The sequence below is a fragment of the Bradyrhizobium sp. USDA 4454 genome (genome assembly GCF_054822705.1).
The window spans coordinates 6324266-6348439 of the sequence record NZ_JBTRCN010000001.1 but is presented as its reverse complement, the minus strand read 5'-3'; the positions used below and the strand labels follow the sequence as shown (position 1 = coordinate 6348439).

Below are 24174 nucleotides of genomic sequence, written 5' to 3'. Positions count from 1 at the left end.
CCGTCATGCTAGAACCCCCCGTACTGGATGGCCGCGGAGCGGACGATGGTGCTCGCCGGCGCGGGGACGAACGGCAGCTTGTAGATGAAGTTGCCGGCCGCGTTGTAGTTGACCGTCACGACGTAGACGTTGGCATTCGATGGCGACGGCGCCGCATTGACCGTGAGATTGCTGGCAACGAGCAACGGATAGGTCGCGGCGTTGGCGGTGACGTAGTTGGTCGCGAGGCTGTTGCGTTCGGTATCGGTCATGCCAGCGATCGACGATCGCGCCGCCTCGGCGGCGAGTTGCTGAACGCCATGCACCATGGCGAGATAGGAGCCGAATACGATGATGCCGAAAATGAAGGCAAGAAACAGCGGCAGCATCAGCGCAAATTCGACAGCAGAAGCGCCGCTTCGACAGCGAAAAAAACTGGTCATAGCAAACCTCGACACGCAAACTACGGCGTCACGTTGCGAGGCTTTGATTAAGGAAAACTATGAAAACGCTTTCGCGAATCGGTGACGTCAATTCAGATCAATGACTGCGTCGGTAGTTATTGGGTGCGCGATTTCTTATGAGGCGATCAAAATGTTTGATGCAGTGCCCGTAAAAATCCGGGTGTCGGTATCCCCCGATCACGCACGTGCGTGCAGATGTAACAGCCCCGATACCCGCGGCTATGCGGTGTAATGCACGTAACGATACATATGTGCTGCAATTGCAGTGGGTTGGCCGTTTATTGTGGCTAAACGAAAGTGCAACCAAATGTTAGTATAGCTGAATCACATACTATGGAGATCGTACTGCGTCCCGTGCTGAGATTGGAGCGCCCGCGATGCACAGAGCACGTCAGCATTTGAATATTCCTACTGAAATTGTTCGTACCGTCGTTGCGATTGCGGAGACGGGAAGCCTGTCGAAAGCTGGTGAACGTCTTGGCCTCAGTCAGCCGGCGATCAGTTCCCAGGTCAAGCGGCTGCAAAGCCTGATTGGCGGCGCGCTGTTCGTCAGAACTGCAAACGGCACCACGACCACTGAGCTCGGCAAGGTTGCCGTGCAGCAGGCCAGGCGAATCCTCGAAGCCAACGATCAGCTGCTTCGACTTGGCGGCAGTCATGAAGGGCCCCAGCCATTGCGACTGGGAATGAGCACGATGCTTGCCGAGGAATTCCTCAAGCTCCATCCGGCCGATGCGCTCACCGACGTGCTGGTTCACGCCGACATGTCGCCGATCGTCATCAGGGGATTGATCGACGGGTACATTGACATCGCCTTCGTCTACAGCAACCCTTCGCTCGAGAACGAAGACGAGGTGACCATCGCCGCCGAGGCCGACGAGCGTTCGGTCTGGGTACGGTCAAGGGATTTTGTGCTGCGGCCGGGCGCCCCGATCCCGATCCTGGCGTGGCCGGGTGACGATTGGATGATCCGGACGCTCACCAAGCACAACATCTCGTACAAGATCGTGTTCAGGAGCCCGAACCACCAGCTGCGACTCGAAGCCGCACGGGCCGGGTACGGCCTGACGGCATGCCCCGAGCGGATCATGCCGTCCTCGCTGGTCTCGGCGAAGGACTATTATCTTCCGGAGCTGCCGATCCAGAAGCGCCTGCTGTGTGTTCGCCCGGGCCTCGAAGGCAGCCGCGCAACGGCGATGGTGCAGCGTTTGTCCAGCCTATTCTTCAGCGGCGCGAAGCCGATGCGTCAGGTGAGCAACATGTAGTCCGGTGCCGCAGCAATCCTGCGGCACCGATCAATAGTGCGGTGGGCGCTCGTTGGCGGGCCCCGGCGCCTGGCGTTCGGCGTCCTGAAGCCGGTCGCGCAATTCGGCGAGTTGGCGTGTCAGCGCGTCGATCTGCTTCCATTGCGCTGTGATGGTCTGGTTCAGCGTCTCGATGGTTTCGTCCTGGTAGGTCAGGCGGACCTCCAGCGCGTCGATCCGTTCGCTCAGTCTAGCGTCACTCATGGACGGCGTCCCCGTATCCATGTTGGTGCAGGCCATGGCCGAGCGCGACACGCTCGTCGAACACAAAGCAGCCGCCGCGCCAGCGGCTGTCCTCTCGCGGAATGTCCTCGAGATATCTGAGGATGCCGCCCTTGAGGTGATAGACCTCGGTGAAGCCTTGCGCGAGCAGATAGGCGCTGGCCTTCTCGCAACGGATGCCGCCGGTGCAGAACATCGCAATCCTGCGGTGCTTCGCGGGATCGAGTTGGCGCGCGGCAAAGGCCTTGAATTGTCCGAAGCTCGCGATCTTGGGATCCACCGCGCCCTCGAAAGTGCCCATCGCGACCTCGAATGCGTTGCGCGTGTCGAGCACCATGACGTCAGGCGAGGTGATGAGTGCGTTCCAGTCGCTGGCGTCGACATAGGTGCCGACCTGCCGGGTCGGATCGACCGTGCCGTCGCCGAGCGTCACGATCTCCTTCTTCAACCGCACCTTCAGCCGTTGAAACGGCATCTTGGCGGCTTCGGAGAATTTCAGCTCGAGATTGCCGAGACGCCCGCCGAACAGCGGCCCGTCTCTGAGCTCCGCGACGAAGGCATCGATGCCGTCGCAGCTGCCTGCAACGGTGCCGTTGATGCCCTCATGCGCGAGTAGCACGCTGCCTTTGAGATCGAGGCCTGCGCAGAGCGCGCGCAGCGGCTCGCGCAGTGCGCGGAAATCCGGCAGCGCGGCGAATTGGTAGAAGGCGGCGACCTTGAGCGGCATGGTCCGGGGGTTTATCAGGCCGATCAGACCGGCGAAACCCCGCAAAGCCATGCATAATCGGGATAATTCCTCTGGCATGCCAGGCATTGCCCTGTCGGGGATGAATGTGCCATGTACTCTGCATCCCTTGCCAGCCATCCGCCGGGAAACACCTGACCCTCACGATCAAGCGAGCACTCCGTTATGAGGAATTTCCATTTCGCCGGCCGTTCCACGGTCCATGCCCAGAACGCGATGGTGGCGACCTCCCATCCGGAGGCGGCGCTGGTGGCCATCGAGGTGATGCGCGAGGGCGGCACGGCGGCCGACGCTGCGGTCGCGGCCTGCGCGCTGCTCGGCGTCATCGAGCCGCAATCGACCGGCATTGGCGGCGACTGCTTTGCGCTGATCCAGCCGAAGGGCGAGGGCAAGATCACGGCCTATAACGGCAGCGGCCGGGCGCCGATGGCAGCTACCGCCGAGTGGTATCTCGAACGCAAGATCCATTCGGTGCCGCTGACCTCCGCACATGCCGTCAGCATTCCCGGCGCCATCGATGCCTGGGACGTGATCCTCAGGGATCACGGCAAGTTCGGTTTCGACCGCCTGTTGCAGCCCGCCATCAAGGCCGCCGAAGAGGGCTACGTGGTCGCGCCGCGCATCGCCTTCGACTGGAAGAACGGCTTCGAGAAGCTGAAGAACGGCACCAATACCGAGCGCTATCTGCTGCCGCACGGCAAGCCCGCGGTCGCCGGCGACGTCATCCGCCAGCCCGAGCTCGGCAAGACCTTGCGCGCGATCGCGCAAAAGGGCCGCGACGCTTTTTATAGCGGCGAGATCGCCGCCGACATGGTCGACACGCTGCGCGGCATCGGCGGCCTGCACACGCTGGAAGACTTCGCGGCGCATTCGACCGAGACCACCGCGCCGATCGGCACCATGTACAAAGGCCACGACGTCTGGCAGTGCCCGCCGAACGGCCCCGGCATCACCATGCTTGTGATGCTCAACATCCTGTCGCGTTTCGACCTGACCAAATTCAAGCCGCTCAGCGTCGAGCGTTTCCATCTCGAGGCCGAGGCCGCGCGCATCGCCTACATGATGCGCGAGCAGCATATCGGCGATCCCCAGCAGGTGCATGTCGATGTCGCCGGCATCCTCGCCCGCGAATTCGCCGACGAGCACATCAAGAACATCCGGATGGACGGCCTGCTCGACCTGCCGAACGTGGCTCCGCCGATGAATCCGTCGACGGTCTACATCACGGTGGTCGACAAGGATCGCAACGTCTGCTCCTTCATCAACTCGATCGCGCATTCGTTCGGCTCGGCGATTGTCTCGAACAAGACCGGCGTCCTGCTGCAGAACCGCGCCGGCGGCTTCCGCATCCAGCCCGGCCATCCGAACTGCATCGCGCCGGGCAAGCGTCCGCTGCACACCATCATCCCGGCACTGGCGACCAAGAACGGCCGCTCCATGATGTCGTTCGGCGTGATGGGCGGACAGTATCAGCCGGTCGGCCAGACCCATGTGCTGACCAACATGCTGGACTATGGCTGCGACGTGCAGGAGGCGATCGACATGCCGCGCGGCCTGCATTACGAGGGCGTCTACCAGCTCGAGGACTCGGTGCCGGCGGAGATCGTCGAGGGCCTGAAGAAGATCGGCCACAAGACCACCAGCGTGGTCGCCCCGCTCGGCGGCGGCCAGGGCATCTGGATCGACTGGGACAAGGGCACGCTGACCGGCGGCTCCGATCCGCGCAAGGACGGCTGCGCGCTCGGCTATTAATATCAATCAGGGAAGGACGCCCCGGATGCAATCTTCACGACGCACGATCATCAGGACTGCGTTCGCCGGCCTTGCGGCGGCAGTCTCCACGTCCGTTGCCGGCGGAACGGCAACGGCTCAAACCGCAGGAAAGCCCATGACCACAGCCTCAGGCCTCCAGATCATCGACAGCAAGGTCGGCAGCGGTGCTTCGCCGAAGACCGGCCAGACCTGCGTCATGCATTACACCGGCTGGCTCTACGAGAACGGCCAGAAGGGCAAGAAATTCGATTCCTCCGTCGACCGCAACGAGCCATTCGAGTTTCCGATCGGCCAGGGCCGCGTCATCAAGGGCTGGGATGAAGGCGTCGCCACCATGAAGGTCGGCGGCAAGCGCACGCTGATCATCCCGCCGAACCTCGGCTATGGCGCGCGCGGCGCCGGCGGCGTGATCCCGCCGAATGCCACGCTGATGTTCGACGTCGAACTGCTTGGTGTAAAGTAAGCCACCGGCCGCCAAGTAACCGGCCCACGACAAGAGGGCGCAGCGATGAAGATCTCGATCCTCGACGATTATTTCGACACGCTGCGCACTCTCAATTGTTTCCACAAGCTCGACGGCCACGACGTCACGATCTGGAACGATCATGTCCAGGACGTCGACGCGCTTGCCGAGCGGCTCTCCGACACCGACGTGCTGGTGCTGATCCGCGAACGCACCCAGATCCGCACGCCGCTGCTCGAACGGCTGCCGAAGCTGAGGCTGATCAGCCAGCGCAGCGTCTATCCGCATATCGACATCGACACCTGCACGCGGCTCGGCATCATCGTGTCGTCGAGCCAGCATGCCGATACCCCGTCCTATGCGACCGCCGAGTTCACCTGGGGCCTGATCCTGGCGGCGATGCGCGCGATCCCGCAGCAGATGGTGGCGCTGAAGGCCGGCAAGTGGCAGATCGGTGTCGGCCATACGCTGCGCGGCAAGACGCTCGGCATCTACGGTTACGGGCGTATCGGCGCCGTGGTCGCGGGCTATGGCAGGGCGTTCGGCATGAACGTGCTGGTCTGGGCGCGCGAGGGCGCGCTCGCGAAGGCGCGCGCCGACGGCTACGAAACCGCGGCCAGCAAGGCCGATTTCTTCGCCCGCTGCGACGTGCTGTCGTTGCATATGCGGCTGGTCGACGCGACGCGCGGCATCGTCAAGGCGGAAGACCTCGCGCGGATGAAGGAGACGGCGCTGATCGTCAACACCAGCCGCGCGCCGCTGATCGAGCCGGGCGCGCTGGTCGACGCGCTGCGCGCCGGCCGTCCCGGCATGGCCGCGATCGACGTCTACGAGAAGGAGCCGCTGCGCGACACGGCCGACCCGCTGCTCAACATGGACAATGTGGTCTGCACGCCGCATCTCGGCTACGTCTCGCGCGACGAATACGAGATCCAGTTCACCGATATCTTCGATCAGATCGTAGCCTATGCGGCCGGTGCGCCGACCAATGTGGTCAACCCGGATGTTCTGGCACACCCGCATGTGCTGGCACATCCGGGCCCGCGCGGCTGACCAGCGTCGCGAATGCTCGAACGGCCGGCTCAACGGGCCGGCCGTCTCATCGTTCAGCGAGTCCGATGGGTCGCTGCGGTCACCCTGTCGACGGCATGTCTGACGATGTTCTTGATGCCGCCGAGCGCCTTCTGTCCCTTGCCCTTGGCTTCCAGGATCACGCCTCTGCCCTGCATCGCCGGAGAGCCGGTGAGCTTGCCAAGACGCCGCTTGAACCTGCCGACCGCCTCGTTGGCGGTACCCTTGATCTTGTAAGTCGTGCTACCCATGAAATGACTCCTTTGGAATACGCTGACCTAACGCGGGAATACGCCGACCTAACGCGCCGAGACATGGCGATGTTCCGGTTCGGCATTGTTCCGATTTTGCGCTCGCCTGTGCGCGTGGTTTTCGGTAGCGTTCCGGCCACGATATCTGGCCAATGAAAGCAAGAATGATGAGCGGTTCCCACGATCACACCCATTCCCACGACCACGGTCATCACCATCATGACGACGAGCGCTGGAAGCACGACGGCGTCCGCGTGATTCCGGGCAACCAGCTCGATCCGAACGTGCCGTCGACCGCCGGCATGGACCGCAAGGCCGCGATCAATTTCGCCCGGGTCGGCGCGCAGAAACTGTGGGCGGGCACCGTCAGCATCAAGCCGGACGCCAAGACCGGCGCGCATCATCACGGCCATCTCGAAAGCATCATCTATGTCGTGAAGGGCAAGGCGCGGATGCGCTGGGGCGAGAAGCTGCAATTCACCGCCGAGGCCGGGCCCGGCGATTTCATCTTCGTGCCGCCCTACGTCCCACATCAGGAGATCAACGCCAGCCCCGACGAGGTGCTGGAATGCGTGCTGGTGCGCTCCGACGGCGAGGCGGTCGCGATCAATCTCGACATCGAGCCGGTCGAGAAGCCCGAGAACGTGCTGTGGGTCGATCCGGTGCACCGGCATCCCGACGAAAAAAAATAATAAACCAGTAGTGTCATTCCGGGACGATGCGCAGCATCGAACCTCAGGTGCGCAATCGCGCACCGGGGAACGTCGGTGCCGAGAGGAGGCCAGCATGACGCTCGTTCGCTACGAGAGTGCCGACCATGTCGCGACCATCACGATGGATCGCCGCGACAAGCACAATGCGCTGAACAACGCGTTGTGTACGGAGCTCCGTGACGCCTGGCTACGGTTTCGGGACAGCGACGATCGCGTCGCGGTGCTGGCGTCCGCCGAGGAGAAGTACTTTTCCGTCGGCGCCGATGTCGCCGACCTTCCCGTCAATATGTGGCACGCGGTACCTGGCCTCGGCGTCGAGCTCGACAAGCCGGTCATTGCGGCGACGTCGGGCTGGGTGGTCGGCGGGGCCTTCGTGCTGGTCCAGATGGCCGATCTGTGCGTGGCGTCGGAGACCACGCGCTTCATCTATCCCGAGGGCAAGATCGGCACGACCGCCGGCGGCGTCTCATCGGTGATGGCACGGATGCCGCACAAGATCGCCATGGAGTTTCTGCTGGTCGGCGAGGAGATGTCGGCGGAACGCGCCTTCCAGATCGGTTTCGTCAACAAGGTCGCGCCGAAGGGGCAGCACGTCGCCATGGCGCAGGAGATGGCCGCCAAGATTGCGGGCAACGCGCCGCTGGTGGTGCGCGCGCTGAAGAAGCTCGCCCGTGACGCCATGCCGAAGGGGCCGCTGGAGACGGTCGCCGACGTGCGGCGGCTGCTCGATGAGGTCAAGGACAGCGAAGATCTCAGGGAGGGCGTCAAGGCCTTCGCTGAGAAGCGCAAGCCGAGGTTTACGGGGAAGTAGCGCTTTTTCCTTTCGTCATTCCGGGGCGTGCGAAGCACGAGCCCGGAATCCATTTCACGACAGAGTGTGCGGCCAGATGGACTCCGGGTTCTCGCTGCGCGAGCCCCGGAATGACGGGTGGAGAGACTACGCAAACACCGTGTGATCGATCGGCCTGTTCGGCACCACATAGCCGTAGCGCGTGTTCGACGGCTCTGGGCCGGCCTTCTCATACTGCGCCTTCATCATCGCGAAGCGATCGCCCTTGATGTCAAGCATCGCGCGCTTCGGCTGGATGTTGTAGAGCCGGGCGTTGTTGTCGCCGAAGATCGCGGTCTTCACCGGCCCGTCGGCGGGCCCGAGCGGCGCATAGCCGAACTTCTTCTGCATCATCTCGGGGATCTCCAGCCGCCGCAGGCCCTCGATCTGCCATTGCGGTGCGCCGGTCCACAGCGCGTCGGTGCCCCAGCAGACATGGTCGACGCCGAGCCCCTTGATCAGGGTGCCCATCAGCGCGGCGCAGACATTGGGCTCGGCGACCAGCGTGGTCGCGAACAACTGCCCGACATCGCCATAGACATTGTTGACGCCGTACTGCGCCGGGATGTCGGCGAGGTCGCTCGTCCAGGCGATCCGGCCGGTGCGTTCGAACTCGGCGAGCGCGACCTTCGGATCGCCGCCGACATGGCGATAGGCCGAGTGATAGATGATGAAGTTGAGCCGCGGCCAGTCCTTGGCCGCCTGGCCCACGTCGGCGACATCGGCGAAGCCGCGCAGGTTCGGATATTGCTTTTCGATCCCGGGCGGGAACAGTCCCTTGTGGACGCAGACATTCTTGATTCCCGCCTTCACCATCTTCTCATAGCCCTTGTAGGCGACCTTCTCGTCGTCCAGCCGCCACGGGTAGCGGCTGATCTCCTTGTGGGTGTTGTCGCCGATCGTGTAGCCCTTGCAGGATTCCGGCCTCAAGGCCAGGGCCGCATCGAGCTTGTCGAGCCAGCCGGGCTGTCCGGGCGTGAAGATCGCGTGACAGAACACGCGCCGCGAGCCGGCCTCGTCGTTCATCTTCTTGCGCGCGTCGGCCATCTGCTCGTTGGTCAGGAACCAGTCCTGCTCGATGTCCGAGGGCGCCGAGGAGATCAGCGCGATCTTGGTGTCGGAATCGAGAAACATCTCCTTCTTGTAGTTGTTGAACTTGAGATCCTCGACGGTCTGCTCGTGATCGTTGAGCTCCTTGTTCCAGCCGGCCTTGCCGACCGCCTTGCGCATTTCCACAAAGCCCATGATGCGGGTGTCGTCGCGCAGGAAATGCGTGTGCATGTCCATGATGAACTGGTCTTTCAGGGTGTTGGCGCGCTCCTGCGCCATCGCCGGCGTCGCGGCCTCGGCCGGCGTCACGTCGAACAGCTGCCCATAAACCTGGTTCATCGCGACGAAGGAGGCGGCCATGCCGGCGGCGGTCTGGAAGAATTTTCGGCGATCGAGGCCCTGCCTGCCGCCGAGATCGTCGGCCATCTCGAGCAGCCGCGCCTCGACCTCGCGCTGCCGTTCGTTCTGCGGATCGGGATAGAACTCGTCGCTGGAGACAATCTGGGTCGGGATCGGGGTCTGGTACCGGCACAGTTCGGAGGGCATCAAGGCGGCAAGTTCTTCGTCGGTGAGATTGCTGCTCATTCTTCACTCCCGCGTCTCGCCGGATATTTCCGGTCGGATCGCTGCGGAGACTAGGACCAAGTCCGTCCGCCGTCCGCGCCGATTGCCGCAAGCCGCTTTCACAAAATCGTGCATCGAATTTGTCATGGTGAGATACCGGCATCGCGTTTGCTCGCCGCGCCGCGCGCACGCTGCTATGTTCGATCGCACCGGATCGATAAGAAGAAATCCGGAAGGGAGGCGAACCATGACGTCGTCAGATCATTCGCGGCGCTTGCCGCCAATCGCGACCTGTTCTGGCACGTCGCGCGGGCGTTCCTGACCATGCCGGCGCCGATCGTGACCTGATAACACACCGTCGTTCCGGGGCGTGCGGAGCACGAACCCGGAACCTCGAGATTCCGGGTTCGATGCTCCGCATCGCCCCGGAATGACGGGCTAAAATTTCTTACAGCGGATGTCGGGATCCGGCTATCCGGTTCGTCCTCGGGGTACAACAACCCCGCCAACAGGAGTTCTTCTCGTGGCCAATCCCAAAATGATCTTCGTCAACCTGCCGGTCAGCAATCTCGCCCGTGCCACGGCGTTCTACGAGGCGATCGGCGCGACCAAGAACCCGCAGTTCTCCGACGACACCGCCTCCTGCATGGTGATTTCGGAGACGATTTTCGTCATGCTGCTGACCAACGACAAATTCCGGCAGTTCACGCCGAAGACCATCGCCGACGCCAGGACCAGCAGCGAAGTGCTGATCTGCCTCTCCGCCGAGAACCGCGACGCCGTCGACGGCTACGTGACCAAGGCGAAGGGCGCGGGCGGCAGCGCCGATCCGTCGCCGAAGCAGGATTACGGCTTCATGTATGGCCGCAGCTTCGAGGATCCCGACGGGCATATCTGGGAAGTGATGTGGATGGACCTCGAAGCCGCAACGAAGGGGCAGGCCGCAGCGGCCACCGCCTGATCGCTTCCCGCCATCACACGGAGCTCACGCATGTCCAAAGTATCTCCTTGCCTGTGGTTCAACGGCGAGGCCGAGGAGGCCGCGAACCTCTATGTCTCGCTGCTGCCCGGTTCCCGGATCGAGACGGTCCAGAAGAATGTCATCGACAGCCCCGGCGGAAAGGCCGGTACGGTGCTGTTGGTCGAATTCACGCTCGCTGGTCAGCGCTTCATGGCGCTGAACGGCGGGATGCGGATGGAACACACCCACGCGGTCTCGTTCGCGATCGACTGCGTCGATCAGGCCGAGGTCGATCGGCTCTGGGCCGCGCTGCTGGCGAATGGCGGCAAGGAGGAGCAATGCGGCTGGCTGCGCGATCGCTACGGCGTGGCCTGGCAGATCGTGCCGGCGGCGGTCCGCCAGTATCTCGGCGGGTCCGACGCCGCAGGCGCCGCGCGCGTGATGCAGGCCGTGCTCGGCATGATCAAGCTCGATGTCGAAGCGCTGCGGCGGGCCTATGAAGGCGAAGCGGCGGCCTAAGGCCACGCTGTTGGATCCGTCATCCCGCGCAATGGCTTTGCCATTGTCGCTGCAGGAGCGCCGACGGGGCCGCGCGAAGCGCGGCCCGATGGGCGCCTTTCGAAGGATGCACGGCCGGGCTGGTGGCCGTCGATCCTTCGAGACGGCCGCCTTGCGGCCTCCTCAGGATGACGGGTCCGATATGGTCGAGGCGGCAAGCTTGCCCACCTTCTCCTCTGGTGGGAAAGGTGGCGAGCCGGGCGATCGATGGTTCCATCACGTGACCGTGGCGACGGATCGCGGATGGAGCCGATATCGTATAAGTGTCGCAAGCTGCGTTCCTCTCGCACCGTGCTTGCCCTTTGAGTATCGTATCCAAATCTCCGCCCGTTCTGCTTCGTCCCGCCGCGCGCACCGCAATCGTTGCGGCCATCATCTTCGTCGTTGCCCATGTCGTGCTGCTGCTCGGGATCACGACGCCCGACAAGCTCTATTTCGACGAGGTGCATTACGTGCCGGCGGCGCGGCAGATGCTGTTGCCGGTGACCGAGGACCCGATCCTCAACCCGATGCATCCGCCGCTTGCCAAGGAGATCATCGCGCTCTCGATCAAGACGTTTGGCGACGGGCCGCTTGGATGGCGTTATCCGGCCGCGTTGTTCGGGGCGCTGGCGCTGGTCGCGGTCTATCTCGGCGCGCTTGCGCTGTTCGCATCGCAGGAGCGCGCGGTTGCGGCGGTGCTGCTCGCCGTCTTCAACCAGATGCTGTTCGTGCAGGCGCGGATTGCGATGCTGGATATTTTCGCGCTCGCTTTCTGCCTGTTCGCGGTCGCCGCCTTCATCCATGGCTTCAGGCAGCAACGGCCGCACACCGCGTTCGCGCTGGCGGGACTGGCCGCGGGGCTTGCGAGTGCGTGCAAATGGAGTGGCCTGTTCGGGCTCGCGACCTGCATCGCCATCGTCGCGGTGATCCGCCTGATGCAGGGCTGGCGCACCCGCTTTGCCGACGCCGGCGCGGAGGACTGGTACCGGCCGGACCTGTGGCCGGATTTCCGTCTTGCGCACTTCATCGCCTGTTTCGTGCTGGTCCCATCAGCGGTCTATCTGGCGACGTTCGTGCCGCTCTACGGTCTCTCATGGTCCGGCCTCATCGAAGCGCAGCGCCGCATCTTTGCCGACAACACCACGACCGCGATCGCAGGCCATACCTATATGAGCGCATGGCCGTCCTGGCCGTTGCTGGTGCGCCCGGTCTGGTTTCTGTTCGAGAAGGTTGGTGACGACGCCTTCGCCGCGATCGTGTGTCTCGGCAACCCGCTGGTGCTGTGGCCGGCATTGATCGCGCTGATCGTCGCGCTGCGCGACTGGATCGTCGGGCGCGGCCGTACTGCGTTTCTCGTGCTGGCGTTCTACCTCGGCCCGTATCTCGCCTGGGCGCTGCTGCCGCGCACGCTCGGCTTCATCTACTACTATCTTCCGGCGGCGACCACCGCGAGCTTCGTGCTGGTCTACGCCCTGACGCGGAAGGGCGCGCCGCGCTGGCTGTTATGGGCTTTCGTGGCGGTCGCGTGCGCAGGTTTCGTCGCTATGCTGCCGGTCACGGCCGCCGGTATCGGGACGTCGATGGCGACCTTCAATCGGCTGATGCTGTTCCAGAACTGGATTTGAACGCGTGGGATCAATCGATCCGCCTGCCGGGAAGCAGGCGGATCGCGCGCGGGTGATTATTGCTGCGCCGTCTTGGTATCCATGTTGACGACCTGCACGCGGCGGTTGGTCGGGTCCATTGGTGCGTTCGGGTCCTTCGGCCGGGTCTTGCCGTAGCCGACGGTCACGAGATCCGAGCCGTTCAGGCCGTAGTGCTCGACCAGATATTTCTTGATGGTGTCTGCGCGGCGCTCCGACAGGTCCTGATTGTAGGCCTCGCTGCCGATCGCGTCGGTGTGGCCGGCGACGACGAAGGTCGAGCCCCTCATGCTGGCATCCGACAGCGCCTTGCCGAGCTCCTGGACCGCCTGGGTCGAGCCCTTGGCAATGTCGGCCGAGTTGTAGTCGAAGCGAATCTCCAGATCGATCTTCGGCTTGTTGGCGGCGATGTCGGCGATCTCCTGACGCTCGCCCAGCGACAGCGAACGGGTCTGCCGGTTGCGGACGGTGTTGAGGAAGCTCGTCTCCCTGGCCATCGAGGCCGGGTCGGCCGGCGCGCCGGAGAGGCTGCGGGTGGCCGACTTCGGCTTCAGCGCATTGAGGATCTGGGCGGCCGGAACGGTGTCGCTGCCGGCCAGTGCAACGCCCGCCGTCATCGACAGCGCAGCGCCGATTGTCAAAAGAGACAAGGAAAAGGAGCGGGTCATGGGTTTTCGTCCTTAAATACGCGGCCAGCCGGTCTCGGCTTGCTGTCGTTTTGATGCCGGGAACCTAGGGCCGGTTCAAAGTCCCGTATGTGACGTAGGTCACGGTTCGATTTGCTGGAGCCCCTGCAGGCAGGTGGCAACGGAGAGGGCGAGCAACATGGCACAGCTCAATCGCGTGCTTCGCTCGATCAATGACGAGGATGCCGCGCGCTGCGTCGATATCTTCCTGCGCCCGGACGGGACCATTGGTTTCGAGGAGTATCGGCGGGACGTCGAAGACGGCAGCGGCTGGTTTCCGGTCGGCGGTCATGCATCCCGGGTCTTCAATCAGGAGGGCGCCGCGCTCGCGGCGGCGATACGCGACGTTCCCTGGTTGCGGCGGGTCGTCGGACCGGCATAGCCGGTCCTGCCGCGCGGCTGATTTCCCTCGCGCGGCTCTCCACAGCGCCGCGAATCTCACTACATTGCCGGGGCAATGCCCCGCGCCGCCGAACCGTTATCGCTGAACAACGCTGCCGCCCGCCACATCTGGCTGCGTGCGCAGCGGCTCGATATACAGGCGCCATTCGGCGTGGGGCCCTCAGCCGTGGCTGCCGCGGTCGACCATCTCGGCTATGTGCAGATCGACACCATCAACGTGATCGAGCGCTGCCATCACCACATCCTGTTCACCCGGATTCCGGACTATCGCCGCGCCGACCTCAAGCAGGCGCAGAGCCGGGACAAGAGCGTGTTCGAATACTGGACTCACGCGTTGTCCTACGTGCCGTCGAAGGACATCAAGATCTTCCTGCCGGCGATGAGGGCGCACAAGCGCGACGGCCATAAATGGTTCTCGTCGGTGACCCCGGCGGACACCCGCAAGATCATGCGGCTGCTGCGCGAGGGGCCGCTGACCATCCGCGACATCGACGACGACGTGCTGACCGAGAAGGAGCATCTCTGGCAGAGCCGGAAACCCTCCAAACGGGCGTTGCAACTCGCCTTCTATGGCGGCGTGGTGACGATCAGCGAGCGCAACGGCATGCTGAAGACCTATGAGCTGATGGGCAGGCATTTCGGCTGGGACAAGCCGCCGACGCCGGCGCCGGCCTCGGCCCGGACGGCCTATCTGCTCGACCGCGCGCTGCGCTCGCAAGGCATCGTCAGCCTGGATTCGATCTGCCACCTGGACGCGCCGAGCAAGAAGCCGGTGCGCAGCCTGATCGAGGCGAGGGTGCGCCGCAAGGAGTTGGTCCAGATCGCGCTCGATGGCGCCGGCAAGCAGGAGCATTGGGCGCAGCCCGAGGTGCTGGACGCGACCGGCGAGGGGGATCCGTCCCTGGTGCACGTCCTCTCGCCGTTCGACCCGCTGATCATCCAGCGTAAGCGCACCGAGCTGTTCTTCGGCTATGGCCACCGCTTCGAGGCCTATGTGCCGAAGGAGAAGCGCCTGTTCGGCTATTTCGCGCTGCCGGTGCTGGTCGGCGACGACATCGTCGCCGCGCTCGACCTCAAGACCGACCGGCAGAACAAGAAGCTCCTGATGCAGAAATGGAGCTGGGTCGGCAACGGCAAGAAGCAGGCCTCGCGCAAGGAGCTGAAGCGCCGCATCGAGGAAGAGCTCGACCGCTTCGAGCGTTTCCAGCTGGCGGATTGAGATCTGTTGCATCGCATCATTGCGAGCCAGCAGGACGCACGAAACGTGCTGCGGCCTCGACGAGGCGCAATGTTGCATGATGAATTGCGTCTTCGCGGCATCAATCGCAACGACGTTGCGCAATCCTACGCGTTCCTGCGCCGTTTATTGCGTCCTTGATCGGCGCGATTTTTTCGATTGCTCAAGCCGCTGCCAATCAATAATCGTCAAGGCAAGCAATATTTCGGGGGGATACAGATGAGCCAGACCGCGACCATCGTGCCTAGCAGCGGCGCCCGCAGCGAAGTCGAGACGTCGACGATCCGCGCGATTTCCTGGCGGCTGATCCCGTTCCTGATCCTGGCCTACTTCTTCTCCTATCTCGACCGCGTCAATCTCAGCTTCGCCGCCCTCACCATGAACGCGGAGCTGAAGTTCTCGCCGCTGGTGTTCTCGTTCGGCGCCGGCATCTTCTTCATCGGTTATTTCATCTTCGAGGTGCCGAGCAATCTGGCGCTGGAGCGGTTCGGCGCCAGCAAATGGATCGCCCGCATCATGGTGAGCTGGGGCATTCTCTCGGCCTTGATGGCGGCGGTCTATGACGAGCACAGCTTCTACGCGCTGCGCTTCTTCCTCGGCGTGGCCGAGGCCGGCTTCTTCCCCGGCATCATTCTCTATCTCACCTACTGGTATCCGGCCGAATATCGTGCGCGGTTCCTTGCCGCCTTCGCGATCGCCGTCCCGGTCTCGACCGCGATCGGCGCGCCGATCTCCGGGCTTCTGCTCGGGCTCGACGGTGTCATGGGCCTGAAGGGCTGGCAGTGGCTGTTCATCATCGAGGGCGTGCCCTCGGTGCTGCTCGGCATCGTCACCTGGTTCTATCTCACCGACCGGCCGGAACGGGCCGACTGGCTCTCGGCCGAGCAGAAAGCGTGGCTGAAGGCGAAGCTCGATGCCGAGCTCGCGGCCAAGCAGGCCGCCAAGCACTTCACGCTGTTCGAAGCGCTGGCCTCGCCGAAGGTGCTGGCACTCAGCGCGATCTATTTCGGCTTCGTCGGCTCGCTCTACGGCATGCAGTTCTGGCTGCCGCAGATCGTGAAAGCGTTCGGTCTCACCAACGCGCAGACCGGCTTCGTCACTGCAATCCCCTATGCGTTCGGCACGGTCGCGATGATCCTGTGGGCGCGGCGTTCGGACGCCACGCGCGAGCGCGTATTCCATGTCGGCGCGCCGCTCTTGCTGACCGCGCTGGCGCTCGGCGTCTCCAGCTACATCACCGATCCAACCACGACCATGGTCGTGCTGACGGTCGCCGCGATCGGCGTGTTCTGCACCTTTGCGGTGTTCTGGACGCTGCCGACCGCCTGGCTGTCCGGCACCGCGGCCGCCGGCGCGATCGCGCTGATCAACTCGATCGGCAACCTCGCCGGGTTCCTCGGACCCTATCTGATCGGCTGGGTGAAGGAGGCAACCGGCAGCATGTCGACCGGGTTGCTGGTGCTGGCGCTGCTGCCGCTCGCAGCGGGGCTGCTGGTGTTCCTGGGCAGCCACGAAACCAAGACTGAGTTCGCAGGCGCGAAGTAGCGACGCACCAATCCGGGACCGGCACCCTCGTCGCCGGCTCGAACAAAAAATCGAAAACAACCCCATGCACAGTGCGTAGCCGGATGGAGCGCGGCGTAATCCGGGGCCGCTCTCGCGTGGCATGAACCCCGGATTACGCTGCGCTCCATCCGGGCTACGCCGGACTTGCCCAGTCGCTTCGCCCATCCGCGCGAGATCCCCTTAAGTCCCGGCCGATCCCGGGCCCATCCTGGCCAACCTCACGAATTGGTTATCACTGACGAATATTGACATTCATCAGTGATAAATCGATACTCTTCATCAATCGTCAGCCCGATGGAGATTTCAGATGTTCGTTCGTTCCGTTTTGTCGAGCTACTACAGGCTCTTAACCGGAGCGGCGCTGGCTTTCGCGGTGTTCGCGCTGGCCGGCTGCAACGAAAAAGCGGCCGAAACCGCCGATCCGGGACGCCCCGTTCTGGTGGCGACCGTGCATTACGAAGCTGAAACCCCCGCGCGCAGCTTTGTCGGCACCATCAAGCCCCGTATCGAAGCCGATATGGGCTTTCGGGTTGCCGGCAAGGTGGCCAAGCGGCTGGTCGAGGTCGGACAGACAGTCGACGTCGACCAGCCCTTGGCCACCCTCGACGAGGTGGATCTGAAGCTGCAGGCCGAGCAGGCGGAGGCCGAATTCCGCGCCGCCACCGGCGTGCTGGCGCAGGCCGCGGCCGCCGAGCAGCGCGCCAAGGACCTGAAGGCCAAGGGCTGGACCACCGATGCCGCGCTCGATTCCGCCAAGGCGGCCGGCGACGAGGCCCGCGCGCGGCTGAACCGCGCCGAGCGTTCGGTCGAGCTGACCAAGAACTCTCTCTCTTATGCAACGCTGGTGGCCGACACCCGGGGTGTCGTCACCGCGACCATGATCGAGCCCGGCCAGGTGGTTGCCGCGGGCCAGGCCTCGATCCGTGTCGCCCGACTTGGCGAGAAGGAAGCTGTCGTCGCGATCCCAGAGACGCTTCTCGCTCGTGCCAGGTCGGGCGTTGCCACGGTGACGCTATGGTCGGACGCGAAGAAGACCTACGCCGCGAAGCTGCGCGAGGTCGCGCCGCAGGCCGATCCCGCCACCCGCACCTATCTCGCGAAATTCTCGCTGCCGGACGCCGACGACGCCGTCTCGCTCGGCATGACCGCAACCCTGACCCTGGCCGACAAGGCGAGCGAGCGCGTCGCCAAATTGCCGCTGTCGGCGCTGTACAGCCAGGGCGGCGATCCCTCGCTCTACATCGTCGACGACAAGGGCGACATCGCGCTGAAGCCGGTCAAGGTGAAGGCCTATGAGAGCAACAATGTCGTGATCACCGGCGGTGTCGACGACGGCGCCAAGGTGGTCGCCCTCGGTGTGCAGAAACTCGATCCGAGCCAGAAGGTCCGGGTCGTGTCGTCGCTGTCGTTCTAGTCCCGCGTCATTGCGAGGGGCCCGCGACAGAATTGCAAAGCAATTTTGCGCTGAAGCGACGAAGCAATCCACGTCGCCACATGCTGAGGAATGGATTGCTTCGCTTCGCTCGCAATGACGATTGAAGTCGAGACGATTTGGACCTGGAGAGTTCGATGAAGCGCTTCAACCTTTCGGCCTGGGCGGTCAGCCATCCGACGCTGGTACTGTTCCTGATGATCATCCTCGGCGTCGCCGGCTTCTTCTCCTATGAGAAGCTCGGCCGCGCCGAGGACCCGTTCTTCACCGTCAAGGTGGTGAACGTCTCGGTGATGTGGCCGGGCGCGACCTCGCAGGAAATGCAGATGCAGGTCGCCGATCCGGTCGAGAAGAAGCTGCAGGAGCTGCCGTTCTTCGACAAGGTGCAGACCTATTCCAAGCCGGGCTTCACCGCGATGCAGGTCTCCTTCAAGGATTCGACCTCGCCGAAGGACGTGCCCTATTACTTCTATCTGCTGCGCAAGAAGCTCGCCGACGCGCAGGGCGATCTGCCGTCCGGCATCCTCGGTCCCGTGGTCAACGACGAGTTCTCCGACGTCGATTCGATTCTCTATATGATGACGGGCGACGGCGCCGACTATGCGCAGCTCAAGAAGGTCGCGGAAGGTTTCCGCCAGCGCCTGCTGAAGGTGCCCGGCGTCACCAAGATCGACCTGTACGGCATCCAGGACGAGCGCATCTTCGTCGAGTTCTCGCATGCCAAGCTGGCGACGCTCGGCATCACGCCCCAGGCACTGTTCGATTCGCTCGCCAAGCAGAACAACGTCACGCCGGCCGGCACGGTCGAGACCTCCTCGCAGCGCGTGCCGCTGCGCGTCACCGGCGCGCTTGACGGCGTCAAGGCGGTTTCCGAAACCCCGGTCGAGAGCAACGGCCGCGTGTTCCGGCTCGGCGATATCGCAACCGTGAGCCACGGCTATGTCGATCCGCCGAGCTTCAAGGTGCGTCAGGAAGGCAAGCCCGCGCTCGGCATCGGCGTCGTCACCACCAAGGGCGCCAACATCCTGGAGCTCGGCAAGCAGGTCCAGCAGGCCACCGCCGAATTCCTGAAGGCGGTGCCGCAGGGCATCGACATCCAGCAGATCGCCGACCAGCCCAAAGTGGTCGAGCACGCCGTCGGCGAGTTCGTGCACTCGTTCGTCGAGGCGCTCGCGATCGTGCTGTTCGTCTCATTCGTCGCGCTCGGCTGGCGCACCGGCATCGTAGTGGCACTGTCGGTGCCGCTGGTGCTCGGCATCGTCTTCATCGTGATGAACGCGATGTCGCTGGACCTGCACCGCATCACGCTCGGCGCGCTGATCATCGCGCTCGGCCTTCTGGTCGACGACGCCATCATCGCGGTCGAGATGATGGTGGTGAAAATGGAGCAGGGCTGGGACCGCATGAAGGCGGCGTCCTTTGCCTGGGAATCGACTGCGTTTCCGATGCTCACGGGGACGCTGGTCACGGCCGCTGGCTTCCTCCCCATCGGCTTTGCCAATTCGGCGGTCGGCGAATATGCCGGCGGCATCTTCTGGATCGTGGCGATCGCGCTGGTTGCCTCCTGGTTCGTCGCGGTGATCTTCACGCCCTATATCGGCGTCAAGCTGCTGCCCAACATCAAGGTGCATCAGAACCACGATCCGCACGCGATCTACGAGACGCGGATGTATCGGGCCTTGCGCAGCGTGGTGCAGTGGTGCGTCGATCACCGCATCAAGGTGGTGGTCGCGACGGTCGGCGTGTTCGTCGCCGCGATCGTGGGCTTCGGCCACGTCCAGCAGCAGTTCTTCCCGCTGTCGGAGCGGCCCGAGCTGTTCCTGCAACTGCGCCTGCCGGAAGGCACTGCCTTCAACGTCACCGAAAAGGCGGTGAAGAAGGCCGAAGCGCTCTTGAAGGACGACCAGGACATCCAGACCTACACCGCCTATGTCGGCCAGGGCTCGCCGCGCTTCTGGCTCGGCCTCAACCCGCAGCTGCCCAACGAGGCATTCGCCGAGATCGTGATCCTCGCCAAGAACGTCGACGCCCGCGAGCGCGTCAAGGCGAAGATCGAGCAGGCCGCCGCCGATGGCGCGTTGAACGAGGCGCGGGTCCGGGTCGACCGCTTCAACTTCGGTCCGCCGGTCGGCTTCCCGGTCCAGTTCCGCGTGATCGGGCCCGACGCCAACAAGGTGCGCGACATCGCCTACCAGGTCCGCGACGTCATGCGTCAGAACAAGAACGTCAAGGACGTTCAGCTCGACTGGAACGAGCAGTCGCCCTACCTGAAGCTCGCCGTCGACCAGGATCGGGCGCGCGCGCTCGGCCTGACCCCGCAGGACGTCTCGCAGGCGCTGGCGATGCTGATCTCGGGCGCGCCGGTCACTACGATCCGCGACGGCATCGAGAAGGTCGGCGTGGTCGCCCGCGCGGTGCCGTCCGAGCGGCTCGATCTCGGCCGGGTCGGCGATCTCACCATCACGTCACGCAATGGTGTGGCGGTCCCGCTGCAGCAAATTGCGAAAATCGAATATGCGCATGAGGAGCCGATCCTGTGGCGGCGCAACCGCGACATGGCGATCACGGTGCGCTCGGATGTGGTCGACGGCGTGCAGGCGCCCGACGTCACCAACCAGATCTCGCCGAAGCTCAGGGATATCCAGGCCCATCTCGAGCCGGCCTACCGGATCGAGCCGGGTGGGGCGTTCGAGGAATCCGCCAAGGGCAATGCGTCGATCTTCATCCTCTTCCCTGTGATGGTGATGGTGATGCTGACGCTCCTGATGATCCAGCTGCAGAGCTTCTCGCGCCTGACCTTGGTGTTCCTGACCGCGCCGCTCGGCATCGTCGGGGCCTCGCTGGGGCTCAATGTCGCCAACCAGCCGTTCGGCTTCGTGGCGCTGCTCGGCCTGATCGCGCTCGCCGGCATGATCATGCGCAACACGGTGATCCTGGTCGATCAGATCGAGAGCGACGTGGCCTCCGGCCTGACCCGGCGCGAGGCGATCGTCGAGGCCACCGTCCGGCGCGCCCGGCCGGTGGTGCTGACCGCACTCGCGGCCATCCTCGCCATGATCCCGCTGTCGCGCTCGGCGTTCTGGGGCCCGATGGCGATCACCATCATGGGCGGTTTGTTTGTTGCGACTTTCCTGACCTTGCTGTATCTGCCGGGCCTTTACGCCCTCTGGTTCCGCAAGACCCTCGAGGAGAGCGGCCCCGAGCAAACCGATACTGCGCCGCAGCATGCGGGTCAGGGAGAACCCGCATTTCCGCTTGCTGAGGCGGCCGAATAATTGAAGATTGAGCAGGCCAACATGACATTGATCTCGGAACATAGCGAAACCGACACCCGCGAACGGATTCTCGTGGTGGCGGAGCGCTTGTTCCGGCAGATCGGCTACCAGAAGACCACGGTCGCCGACATCGCCAAAGAGCTGCGGATGAGCCCCGCCAACGTGTACCGCTTCTTCGATTCGAAGAAGTCGATCCACGAGGGCGTGGCACGCACCCTGATGGGCGGGGTCGAGGTCGAGGCGCAGCGCATCGCCCGGTCGGAAGGGCCGGCGGCGGCGCGCCTGCGCCAGATGATGACGACCATCAATCGGATGAACACCGAGCGCTATGTCGCTGATTCCAAGCTGCACGAGATGGTCGAGGTCGCGATGCAGGAGGATTGGGACGTCTGCGTCGCCCACATGCAACTGATCGGCCAGACTATCGGCGAGGTGATCGCGCAGGGCGTGGCCTCGGGTGAGTTCGAGGTCGGGGACCTTGAGGTCGCGGCGCTCTGCGCTTGCACGGCGATGATGCGGTTCTTCCACCCGCAGATGATCGCGCAATGCGCGACCAAGCCGGGCCCGACCATCGACCAGATGATCGATTTCGTGATCGCCGGCCTGTCGCCGCGCGCCCGCGCCCATTGAGCGCCAGGGCTGACATTTTCGTCAGTTGACTCCGTCGTCATTCCGGGGCGATGCGTAAGCATCGAACCCGGAATCCCGAGATTCCGGGTCTGGTCCTCACGGACCATCCCGGAATGAAGACGGAGAGATTCCCCCGTGACCGACAAAGACCTGCATTTCTACGAGCCGAAGAACGGCCATGGCCTGAAGCACGATCCGTTCAACGCCATCGTGGCGCCGCGGCCGATCGGCTGGATCTCGTCGCGTGACGCGGGCGGCAACGTCAACCTCGCGCCCTACAGCTTCTTCAACGCCTTCTGCTACGTGCCGCCGATCATCGGCTTCTCCTCCACCAACTGGAAGGACAGCGTCGCCAACATCAAGGACACCGGCGAGTTCGTCTGGAATCTGGCGACGATGGATCTGGCCAGGCACATGAACGCGACCGCCGCGCATGTCGCGCGCGATGTCGACGAGTTCAAGCTCGCGGGTCTGACGCAGGTACCCGGCAAGCTCGTCAATGTGCCGCGCGTCGCCGAGAGTCCGGTGTCGTTCGAATGCAAGGTCAGCCAGATCATCCAGCTCCAGGGCGCCGACGGCAAGAAGGCCGAGGCCTGGCTGACGCTCGGCGAGGTCGTCGCGGTCCATATCGACAAGGCCTTCATCAAGGACGGCGTCTACCAGACCGGTCTCGCGCACCCGATCGTCCGCGCCGGGCGGAGAGGCGACTATTTCGAGATCAAGCCGGAAAACATGTTCGAGATGATCCGGCCGGATTAGGTCTCTCGTTTTTGCCACTGCCAGTATTTCGTCATGCCGCCGGGCATGACGAGTTCGTGGAACCACGCGGCACCACAACAATGTGAAATTTCCGCCCGTGGTGATGAAAAACGGTCACTCGCAACCTCGGGGCGAGCAGTCTAACCTCCCGCGCGCCAGGCCGGATCAACGGCCGGCCAACAGAGTGGGAGGATGCGATGACGCGTCACGAGCAGAGCGGTCAGAAAGAAGACCGGCGCGATCCGAACGTTTCACGACGAACACTTGTCCAGGGGCTTGCGGCCGGGGCGGCCGCTGCCGCAGCCGGCGTCGGCAGCGCACTGGCCCAGAACCCACCGGCTCCGGTCGGGCCGCCGACCACGATCACCAGCCCGCCGCGCGACTTCAGCCCGCGGGGTGCGCCGACCACCTATTTCTGGGACCCGGACATCATCGCAGTCGATCCGTCCTTCAACGATCTGGCCCAGCCCAACACGTCGATCAAGCGTCTCCACACCGGGCTGCTATGGGCGGAGGGCCCGGCATGGAGTTCGCAGGGCCGCTATCTCCTCTGGAGCGACATCCCGAACAACCGCCAGATGCGCTGGTCGGAGGATGACGGCCATGTCAGCGTGTTCCGGACGCCGTCGAACTACTCGAACGGCAATTCGTTCGACTTCCAAGGCCGCCAATTGTCCTGCGAACATCTCACCCGCCGCGTCACGCGTTACGAAAATGACGGCACCGCGACGGTGCTTGCCGACAACTATCAAGGCAAGCGGCTGAACTCGCCGAACGATATCGTCGCGCATCCCGACGGCAGCTACTGGTTCACCGATCCGCCCTATGGCGGCCAGCTCTATGAGGGCGAGCCGGATGCGGCCGGCGGCCCGAGCAACTCCGCCGGCAAGCTCAATCCGCGGATCGGCCAGCCGGCGGGCTTCGTGCCGGCCAAGCGCGAGCTGCCGACCAATTGCTATCGCATCGATCCCTCCGGCCGCGTCGATCTCGTGGTCAGCGAGGACCAGGTGCCGGACCCGAACGGCCTCTGCTTCTCGCCCGACTACAAGAAGCTCTACGTGGTCTCGACCGGCAAGGGACCGGGCGATACCGGCGCGGGCGGCAAGGGCGACGTCTTCGTGTTCGATGTCGGCGCCGACAACAAGCTCTCCAACGGCAAGCGGTTCAGCGATTTCACGATCGACGGCGTGAAGTGCGGACCGGACGGCATCCGCTGCGACGTCAACGGCAATGTCTGGTGTTCGAGCAATGCCGGCCGCGCGGTCGGCTACAACGGCGTGACGGTGTGGTCGCCGGACGGCAAGCTGCTCGGCCGCATCCGGCTGCCTGAGGTCTGCGGCAACATCACCTTCGGCGGTCCCAAGCGCAACCGCCTGTTCATGGCCGCAAGCCAGTCGCTCTACGCGGTCTATACCGCGACCCAGGGGGCAGGACCCGCCTAGCACGCGCATGCAGGGCGCCGGCACGATCTGCCGGCGCCATCCTCCCGCTACCTCTTTGTCGCAGCTCAGCTTTCGGAACTGAACGCGCGGCCTGCCGTTAACAAACGGCGGCTGGGCCGCGTCAATTTCGCTTTATTTGAACAGCGAAGTGTTCACCGGTGAACGGCACTTTC

23 protein-coding genes are annotated in these 24174 nt (G+C 64.0%); 17 read left to right on the top strand and 6 right to left on the bottom strand.

Annotation, left to right across the window (positions count from 1 at the left end):
* Positions 1 to 8: 8 nt before the first annotated feature.
* Positions 9 to 422, bottom strand: a complete 414-nt coding sequence (locus ACVIW0_RS29475) for a TadE/TadG family type IV pilus assembly protein (protein ID WP_456798826.1) — start codon at positions 420 to 422, stop codon at positions 9 to 11.
* A gap of 398 nt (positions 423 to 820) precedes the next feature.
* Here ACVIW0_RS29475 and ACVIW0_RS29470 point away from each other — a divergent pair, with 398 nt between their 5' ends.
* On the top strand, positions 821 to 1708 hold the full coding sequence (locus ACVIW0_RS29470) for a LysR family transcriptional regulator (RefSeq protein ID WP_461355541.1): 888 nt from the start codon (positions 821 to 823) through the stop codon (positions 1706 to 1708).
* Positions 1709 to 1738: 30 nt separating this feature from the next.
* Here ACVIW0_RS29470 and ACVIW0_RS29465 read toward each other — a convergent pair whose 3' ends face one another.
* Positions 1739 to 1951: a SlyX family protein gene (locus ACVIW0_RS29465; protein ID WP_461355540.1), complete on the bottom strand. Its 213-nt coding sequence runs from the start codon at positions 1949 to 1951 to the stop codon at positions 1739 to 1741.
* On the bottom strand, positions 1944 to 2696 hold the full coding sequence (trhO, locus tag ACVIW0_RS29460; RefSeq protein WP_461357461.1) for an oxygen-dependent tRNA uridine(34) hydroxylase TrhO: 753 nt from the start codon (positions 2694 to 2696) through the stop codon (positions 1944 to 1946). The genes ACVIW0_RS29465 and trhO overlap by 8 nt, the downstream gene beginning before the upstream one ends.
* 183 nt (positions 2697 to 2879) lie before the next feature.
* Between trhO and ggt the strand changes: the two genes are divergently transcribed.
* Genes ggt through ACVIW0_RS29445 form a run of 3 tightly spaced genes read left to right on the top strand, consistent with a single transcriptional unit; the run spans position 2880 to position 6003 of the window.
* The gene (gene ggt, locus ACVIW0_RS29455) at positions 2880 to 4466 is read left to right on the top strand and encodes a gamma-glutamyltransferase (protein ID WP_461355539.1); all 1587 of its coding nucleotides are present in this window, start codon (positions 2880 to 2882) and stop codon (positions 4464 to 4466) included.
* A 25-nt stretch (positions 4467 to 4491) separates the two neighbouring features.
* Positions 4492 to 4950, top strand: coding sequence for an FKBP-type peptidyl-prolyl cis-trans isomerase (locus ACVIW0_RS29450; RefSeq protein WP_461355538.1), 459 nt, complete (start codon positions 4492 to 4494; stop codon positions 4948 to 4950).
* Between the two features lie 45 nt (positions 4951 to 4995).
* The gene (locus ACVIW0_RS29445) at positions 4996 to 6003 is read left to right on the top strand and encodes a D-2-hydroxyacid dehydrogenase family protein (RefSeq protein WP_461355537.1); all 1008 of its coding nucleotides are present in this window, start codon (positions 4996 to 4998) and stop codon (positions 6001 to 6003) included.
* Between the two features lie 53 nt (positions 6004 to 6056).
* Here the strand turns inward: ACVIW0_RS29445 and ACVIW0_RS29440 are convergent, their stop codons facing one another.
* Positions 6057 to 6272: a CsbD family protein gene (locus ACVIW0_RS29440; protein WP_461355536.1), complete on the bottom strand. Its 216-nt coding sequence runs from the start codon at positions 6270 to 6272 to the stop codon at positions 6057 to 6059.
* 167 nt (positions 6273 to 6439) lie between these two features.
* On the opposite strand from ACVIW0_RS29440, the gene ACVIW0_RS29435 reads away from it, so the two are divergent.
* Positions 6440 to 6964, top strand: a complete 525-nt coding sequence (locus ACVIW0_RS29435) for a cupin domain-containing protein (protein WP_050424019.1) — start codon at positions 6440 to 6442, stop codon at positions 6962 to 6964.
* 94 nt (positions 6965 to 7058) lie between these two features.
* Entirely contained in the window at positions 7059 to 7796 is a 738-nt protein-coding gene (locus ACVIW0_RS29430; RefSeq protein WP_461355535.1) for an enoyl-CoA hydratase/isomerase family protein, read from the top strand.
* A gap of 126 nt (positions 7797 to 7922) precedes the next feature.
* On the opposite strand, the gene ACVIW0_RS29425 is transcribed toward ACVIW0_RS29430, so the two are convergent.
* Positions 7923 to 9449: an amidohydrolase family protein gene (locus ACVIW0_RS29425; protein ID WP_461355534.1), complete on the bottom strand. Its 1527-nt coding sequence runs from the start codon at positions 9447 to 9449 to the stop codon at positions 7923 to 7925.
* A gap of 517 nt (positions 9450 to 9966) precedes the next feature.
* Between ACVIW0_RS29425 and ACVIW0_RS29420 the strand changes: the two genes are divergently transcribed.
* The 3 genes from ACVIW0_RS29420 to ACVIW0_RS29410 all read left to right on the top strand — a co-directional run bounded on the left by ACVIW0_RS29420 (position 9967) and on the right by ACVIW0_RS29410 (position 12554).
* Positions 9967 to 10389 (top strand): VOC family protein, encoded by a 423-nt coding sequence (locus tag ACVIW0_RS29420; RefSeq protein WP_461357460.1) that lies wholly within the window; start codon positions 9967 to 9969, stop codon positions 10387 to 10389.
* A 30-nt stretch (positions 10390 to 10419) separates the two neighbouring features.
* Entirely contained in the window at positions 10420 to 10908 is a 489-nt protein-coding gene (locus ACVIW0_RS29415; protein WP_461355533.1) for a VOC family protein, read from the top strand.
* A gap of 341 nt (positions 10909 to 11249) precedes the next feature.
* The gene (locus ACVIW0_RS29410) at positions 11250 to 12554 is read left to right on the top strand and encodes a phospholipid carrier-dependent glycosyltransferase (protein ID WP_461355532.1); all 1305 of its coding nucleotides are present in this window, start codon (positions 11250 to 11252) and stop codon (positions 12552 to 12554) included.
* Positions 12555 to 12610: 56 nt separating this feature from the next.
* On the opposite strand, the gene ACVIW0_RS29405 is transcribed toward ACVIW0_RS29410, so the two are convergent.
* A complete protein-coding gene (locus ACVIW0_RS29405; protein WP_461355531.1) occupies positions 12611 to 13240 on the bottom strand; it encodes an OmpA family protein in 630 nt (209 codons plus the stop codon).
* Between the two features lie 157 nt (positions 13241 to 13397).
* Here ACVIW0_RS29405 and ACVIW0_RS29400 point away from each other — a divergent pair, with 157 nt between their 5' ends.
* The 8 genes from ACVIW0_RS29400 to ACVIW0_RS29365 all read left to right on the top strand — a co-directional run bounded on the left by ACVIW0_RS29400 (position 13398) and on the right by ACVIW0_RS29365 (position 24001).
* On the top strand, positions 13398 to 13640 hold the full coding sequence (locus ACVIW0_RS29400; RefSeq protein ID WP_461355530.1) for a hypothetical protein: 243 nt from the start codon (positions 13398 to 13400) through the stop codon (positions 13638 to 13640).
* Positions 13641 to 13715: 75 nt separating this feature from the next.
* On the top strand, positions 13716 to 14879 hold the full coding sequence (locus ACVIW0_RS29395; RefSeq protein ID WP_461355529.1) for a winged helix-turn-helix domain-containing protein: 1164 nt from the start codon (positions 13716 to 13718) through the stop codon (positions 14877 to 14879).
* Positions 14880 to 15116: 237 nt separating this feature from the next.
* On the top strand, positions 15117 to 16442 hold the full coding sequence (locus ACVIW0_RS29390; RefSeq protein ID WP_461355528.1) for an MFS transporter: 1326 nt from the start codon (positions 15117 to 15119) through the stop codon (positions 16440 to 16442).
* Between the two features lie 328 nt (positions 16443 to 16770).
* Positions 16771 to 17877, top strand: coding sequence for an efflux RND transporter periplasmic adaptor subunit (locus ACVIW0_RS29385; protein ID WP_461355527.1), 1107 nt, complete (start codon positions 16771 to 16773; stop codon positions 17875 to 17877).
* A 155-nt stretch (positions 17878 to 18032) separates the two neighbouring features.
* Complete coding sequence (locus tag ACVIW0_RS29380; protein ID WP_461355526.1) at positions 18033 to 21170, top strand: efflux RND transporter permease subunit; 3138 nt, start codon at positions 18033 to 18035, stop codon at positions 21168 to 21170.
* A gap of 21 nt (positions 21171 to 21191) precedes the next feature.
* The gene (locus tag ACVIW0_RS29375) at positions 21192 to 21800 is read left to right on the top strand and encodes a TetR/AcrR family transcriptional regulator (protein ID WP_461355525.1); all 609 of its coding nucleotides are present in this window, start codon (positions 21192 to 21194) and stop codon (positions 21798 to 21800) included.
* A gap of 135 nt (positions 21801 to 21935) precedes the next feature.
* A complete protein-coding gene (locus ACVIW0_RS29370) occupies positions 21936 to 22559 on the top strand; it encodes a flavin reductase family protein (protein WP_461355524.1) in 624 nt (207 codons plus the stop codon).
* A gap of 197 nt (positions 22560 to 22756) precedes the next feature.
* A complete protein-coding gene (locus tag ACVIW0_RS29365; RefSeq protein ID WP_461355523.1) occupies positions 22757 to 24001 on the top strand; it encodes an SMP-30/gluconolactonase/LRE family protein in 1245 nt (414 codons plus the stop codon).
* The last annotated feature ends 173 nt before the right edge of the window (positions 24002 to 24174 follow it).

Bases quoted from the DNA above. Each gene is read 5' to 3' on its own strand.
- ACVIW0_RS29375 (WP_461355525.1), top strand. From the start codon at position 21,192: ATGACATTGATCTCGGAACATAGCGAAACCGACACCCGCGAACGGATT.
- ACVIW0_RS29425 (WP_461355534.1), bottom strand. From the start codon at position 9,449: ATGAGCAGCAATCTCACCGACGAAGAACTTGCCGCCTTGATGCCCTCC.
- trhO (WP_461357461.1), bottom strand. From the start codon at position 2,696: ATGCCGCTCAAGGTCGCCGCCTTCTACCAATTCGCCGCGCTGCCGGAT.
- ACVIW0_RS29365 (WP_461355523.1), top strand. From the start codon at position 22,757: ATGACGCGTCACGAGCAGAGCGGTCAGAAAGAAGACCGGCGCGATCCG.
- ACVIW0_RS29465 (WP_461355540.1), bottom strand. From the start codon at position 1,951: ATGAGTGACGCTAGACTGAGCGAACGGATCGACGCGCTGGAGGTCCGC.
- ACVIW0_RS29395 (WP_461355529.1), top strand. From the start codon at position 13,716: ATGCCCCGCGCCGCCGAACCGTTATCGCTGAACAACGCTGCCGCCCGC.
- ACVIW0_RS29475 (WP_456798826.1), bottom strand. From the start codon at position 422: ATGACCAGTTTTTTTCGCTGTCGAAGCGGCGCTTCTGCTGTCGAATTT.
- ggt (WP_461355539.1), top strand. From the start codon at position 2,880: ATGAGGAATTTCCATTTCGCCGGCCGTTCCACGGTCCATGCCCAGAAC.
- ACVIW0_RS29445 (WP_461355537.1), top strand. From the start codon at position 4,996: ATGAAGATCTCGATCCTCGACGATTATTTCGACACGCTGCGCACTCTC.
- ACVIW0_RS29415 (WP_461355533.1), top strand. From the start codon at position 10,420: ATGTCCAAAGTATCTCCTTGCCTGTGGTTCAACGGCGAGGCCGAGGAG.
- ACVIW0_RS29400 (WP_461355530.1), top strand. From the start codon at position 13,398: ATGGCACAGCTCAATCGCGTGCTTCGCTCGATCAATGACGAGGATGCC.
- ACVIW0_RS29380 (WP_461355526.1), top strand. From the start codon at position 18,033: ATGAAGCGCTTCAACCTTTCGGCCTGGGCGGTCAGCCATCCGACGCTG.
- ACVIW0_RS29450 (WP_461355538.1), top strand. From the start codon at position 4,492: ATGCAATCTTCACGACGCACGATCATCAGGACTGCGTTCGCCGGCCTT.
- ACVIW0_RS29435 (WP_050424019.1), top strand. From the start codon at position 6,440: ATGAGCGGTTCCCACGATCACACCCATTCCCACGACCACGGTCATCAC.
- ACVIW0_RS29470 (WP_461355541.1), top strand. From the start codon at position 821: ATGCACAGAGCACGTCAGCATTTGAATATTCCTACTGAAATTGTTCGT.
- ACVIW0_RS29440 (WP_461355536.1), bottom strand. From the start codon at position 6,272: ATGGGTAGCACGACTTACAAGATCAAGGGTACCGCCAACGAGGCGGTC.
- ACVIW0_RS29385 (WP_461355527.1), top strand. From the start codon at position 16,771: ATGTTCGTTCGTTCCGTTTTGTCGAGCTACTACAGGCTCTTAACCGGA.
- ACVIW0_RS29405 (WP_461355531.1), bottom strand. From the start codon at position 13,240: ATGACCCGCTCCTTTTCCTTGTCTCTTTTGACAATCGGCGCTGCGCTG.
- ACVIW0_RS29420 (WP_461357460.1), top strand. From the start codon at position 9,967: ATGATCTTCGTCAACCTGCCGGTCAGCAATCTCGCCCGTGCCACGGCG.
- ACVIW0_RS29390 (WP_461355528.1), top strand. From the start codon at position 15,117: ATGAGCCAGACCGCGACCATCGTGCCTAGCAGCGGCGCCCGCAGCGAA.
- ACVIW0_RS29430 (WP_461355535.1), top strand. From the start codon at position 7,059: ATGACGCTCGTTCGCTACGAGAGTGCCGACCATGTCGCGACCATCACG.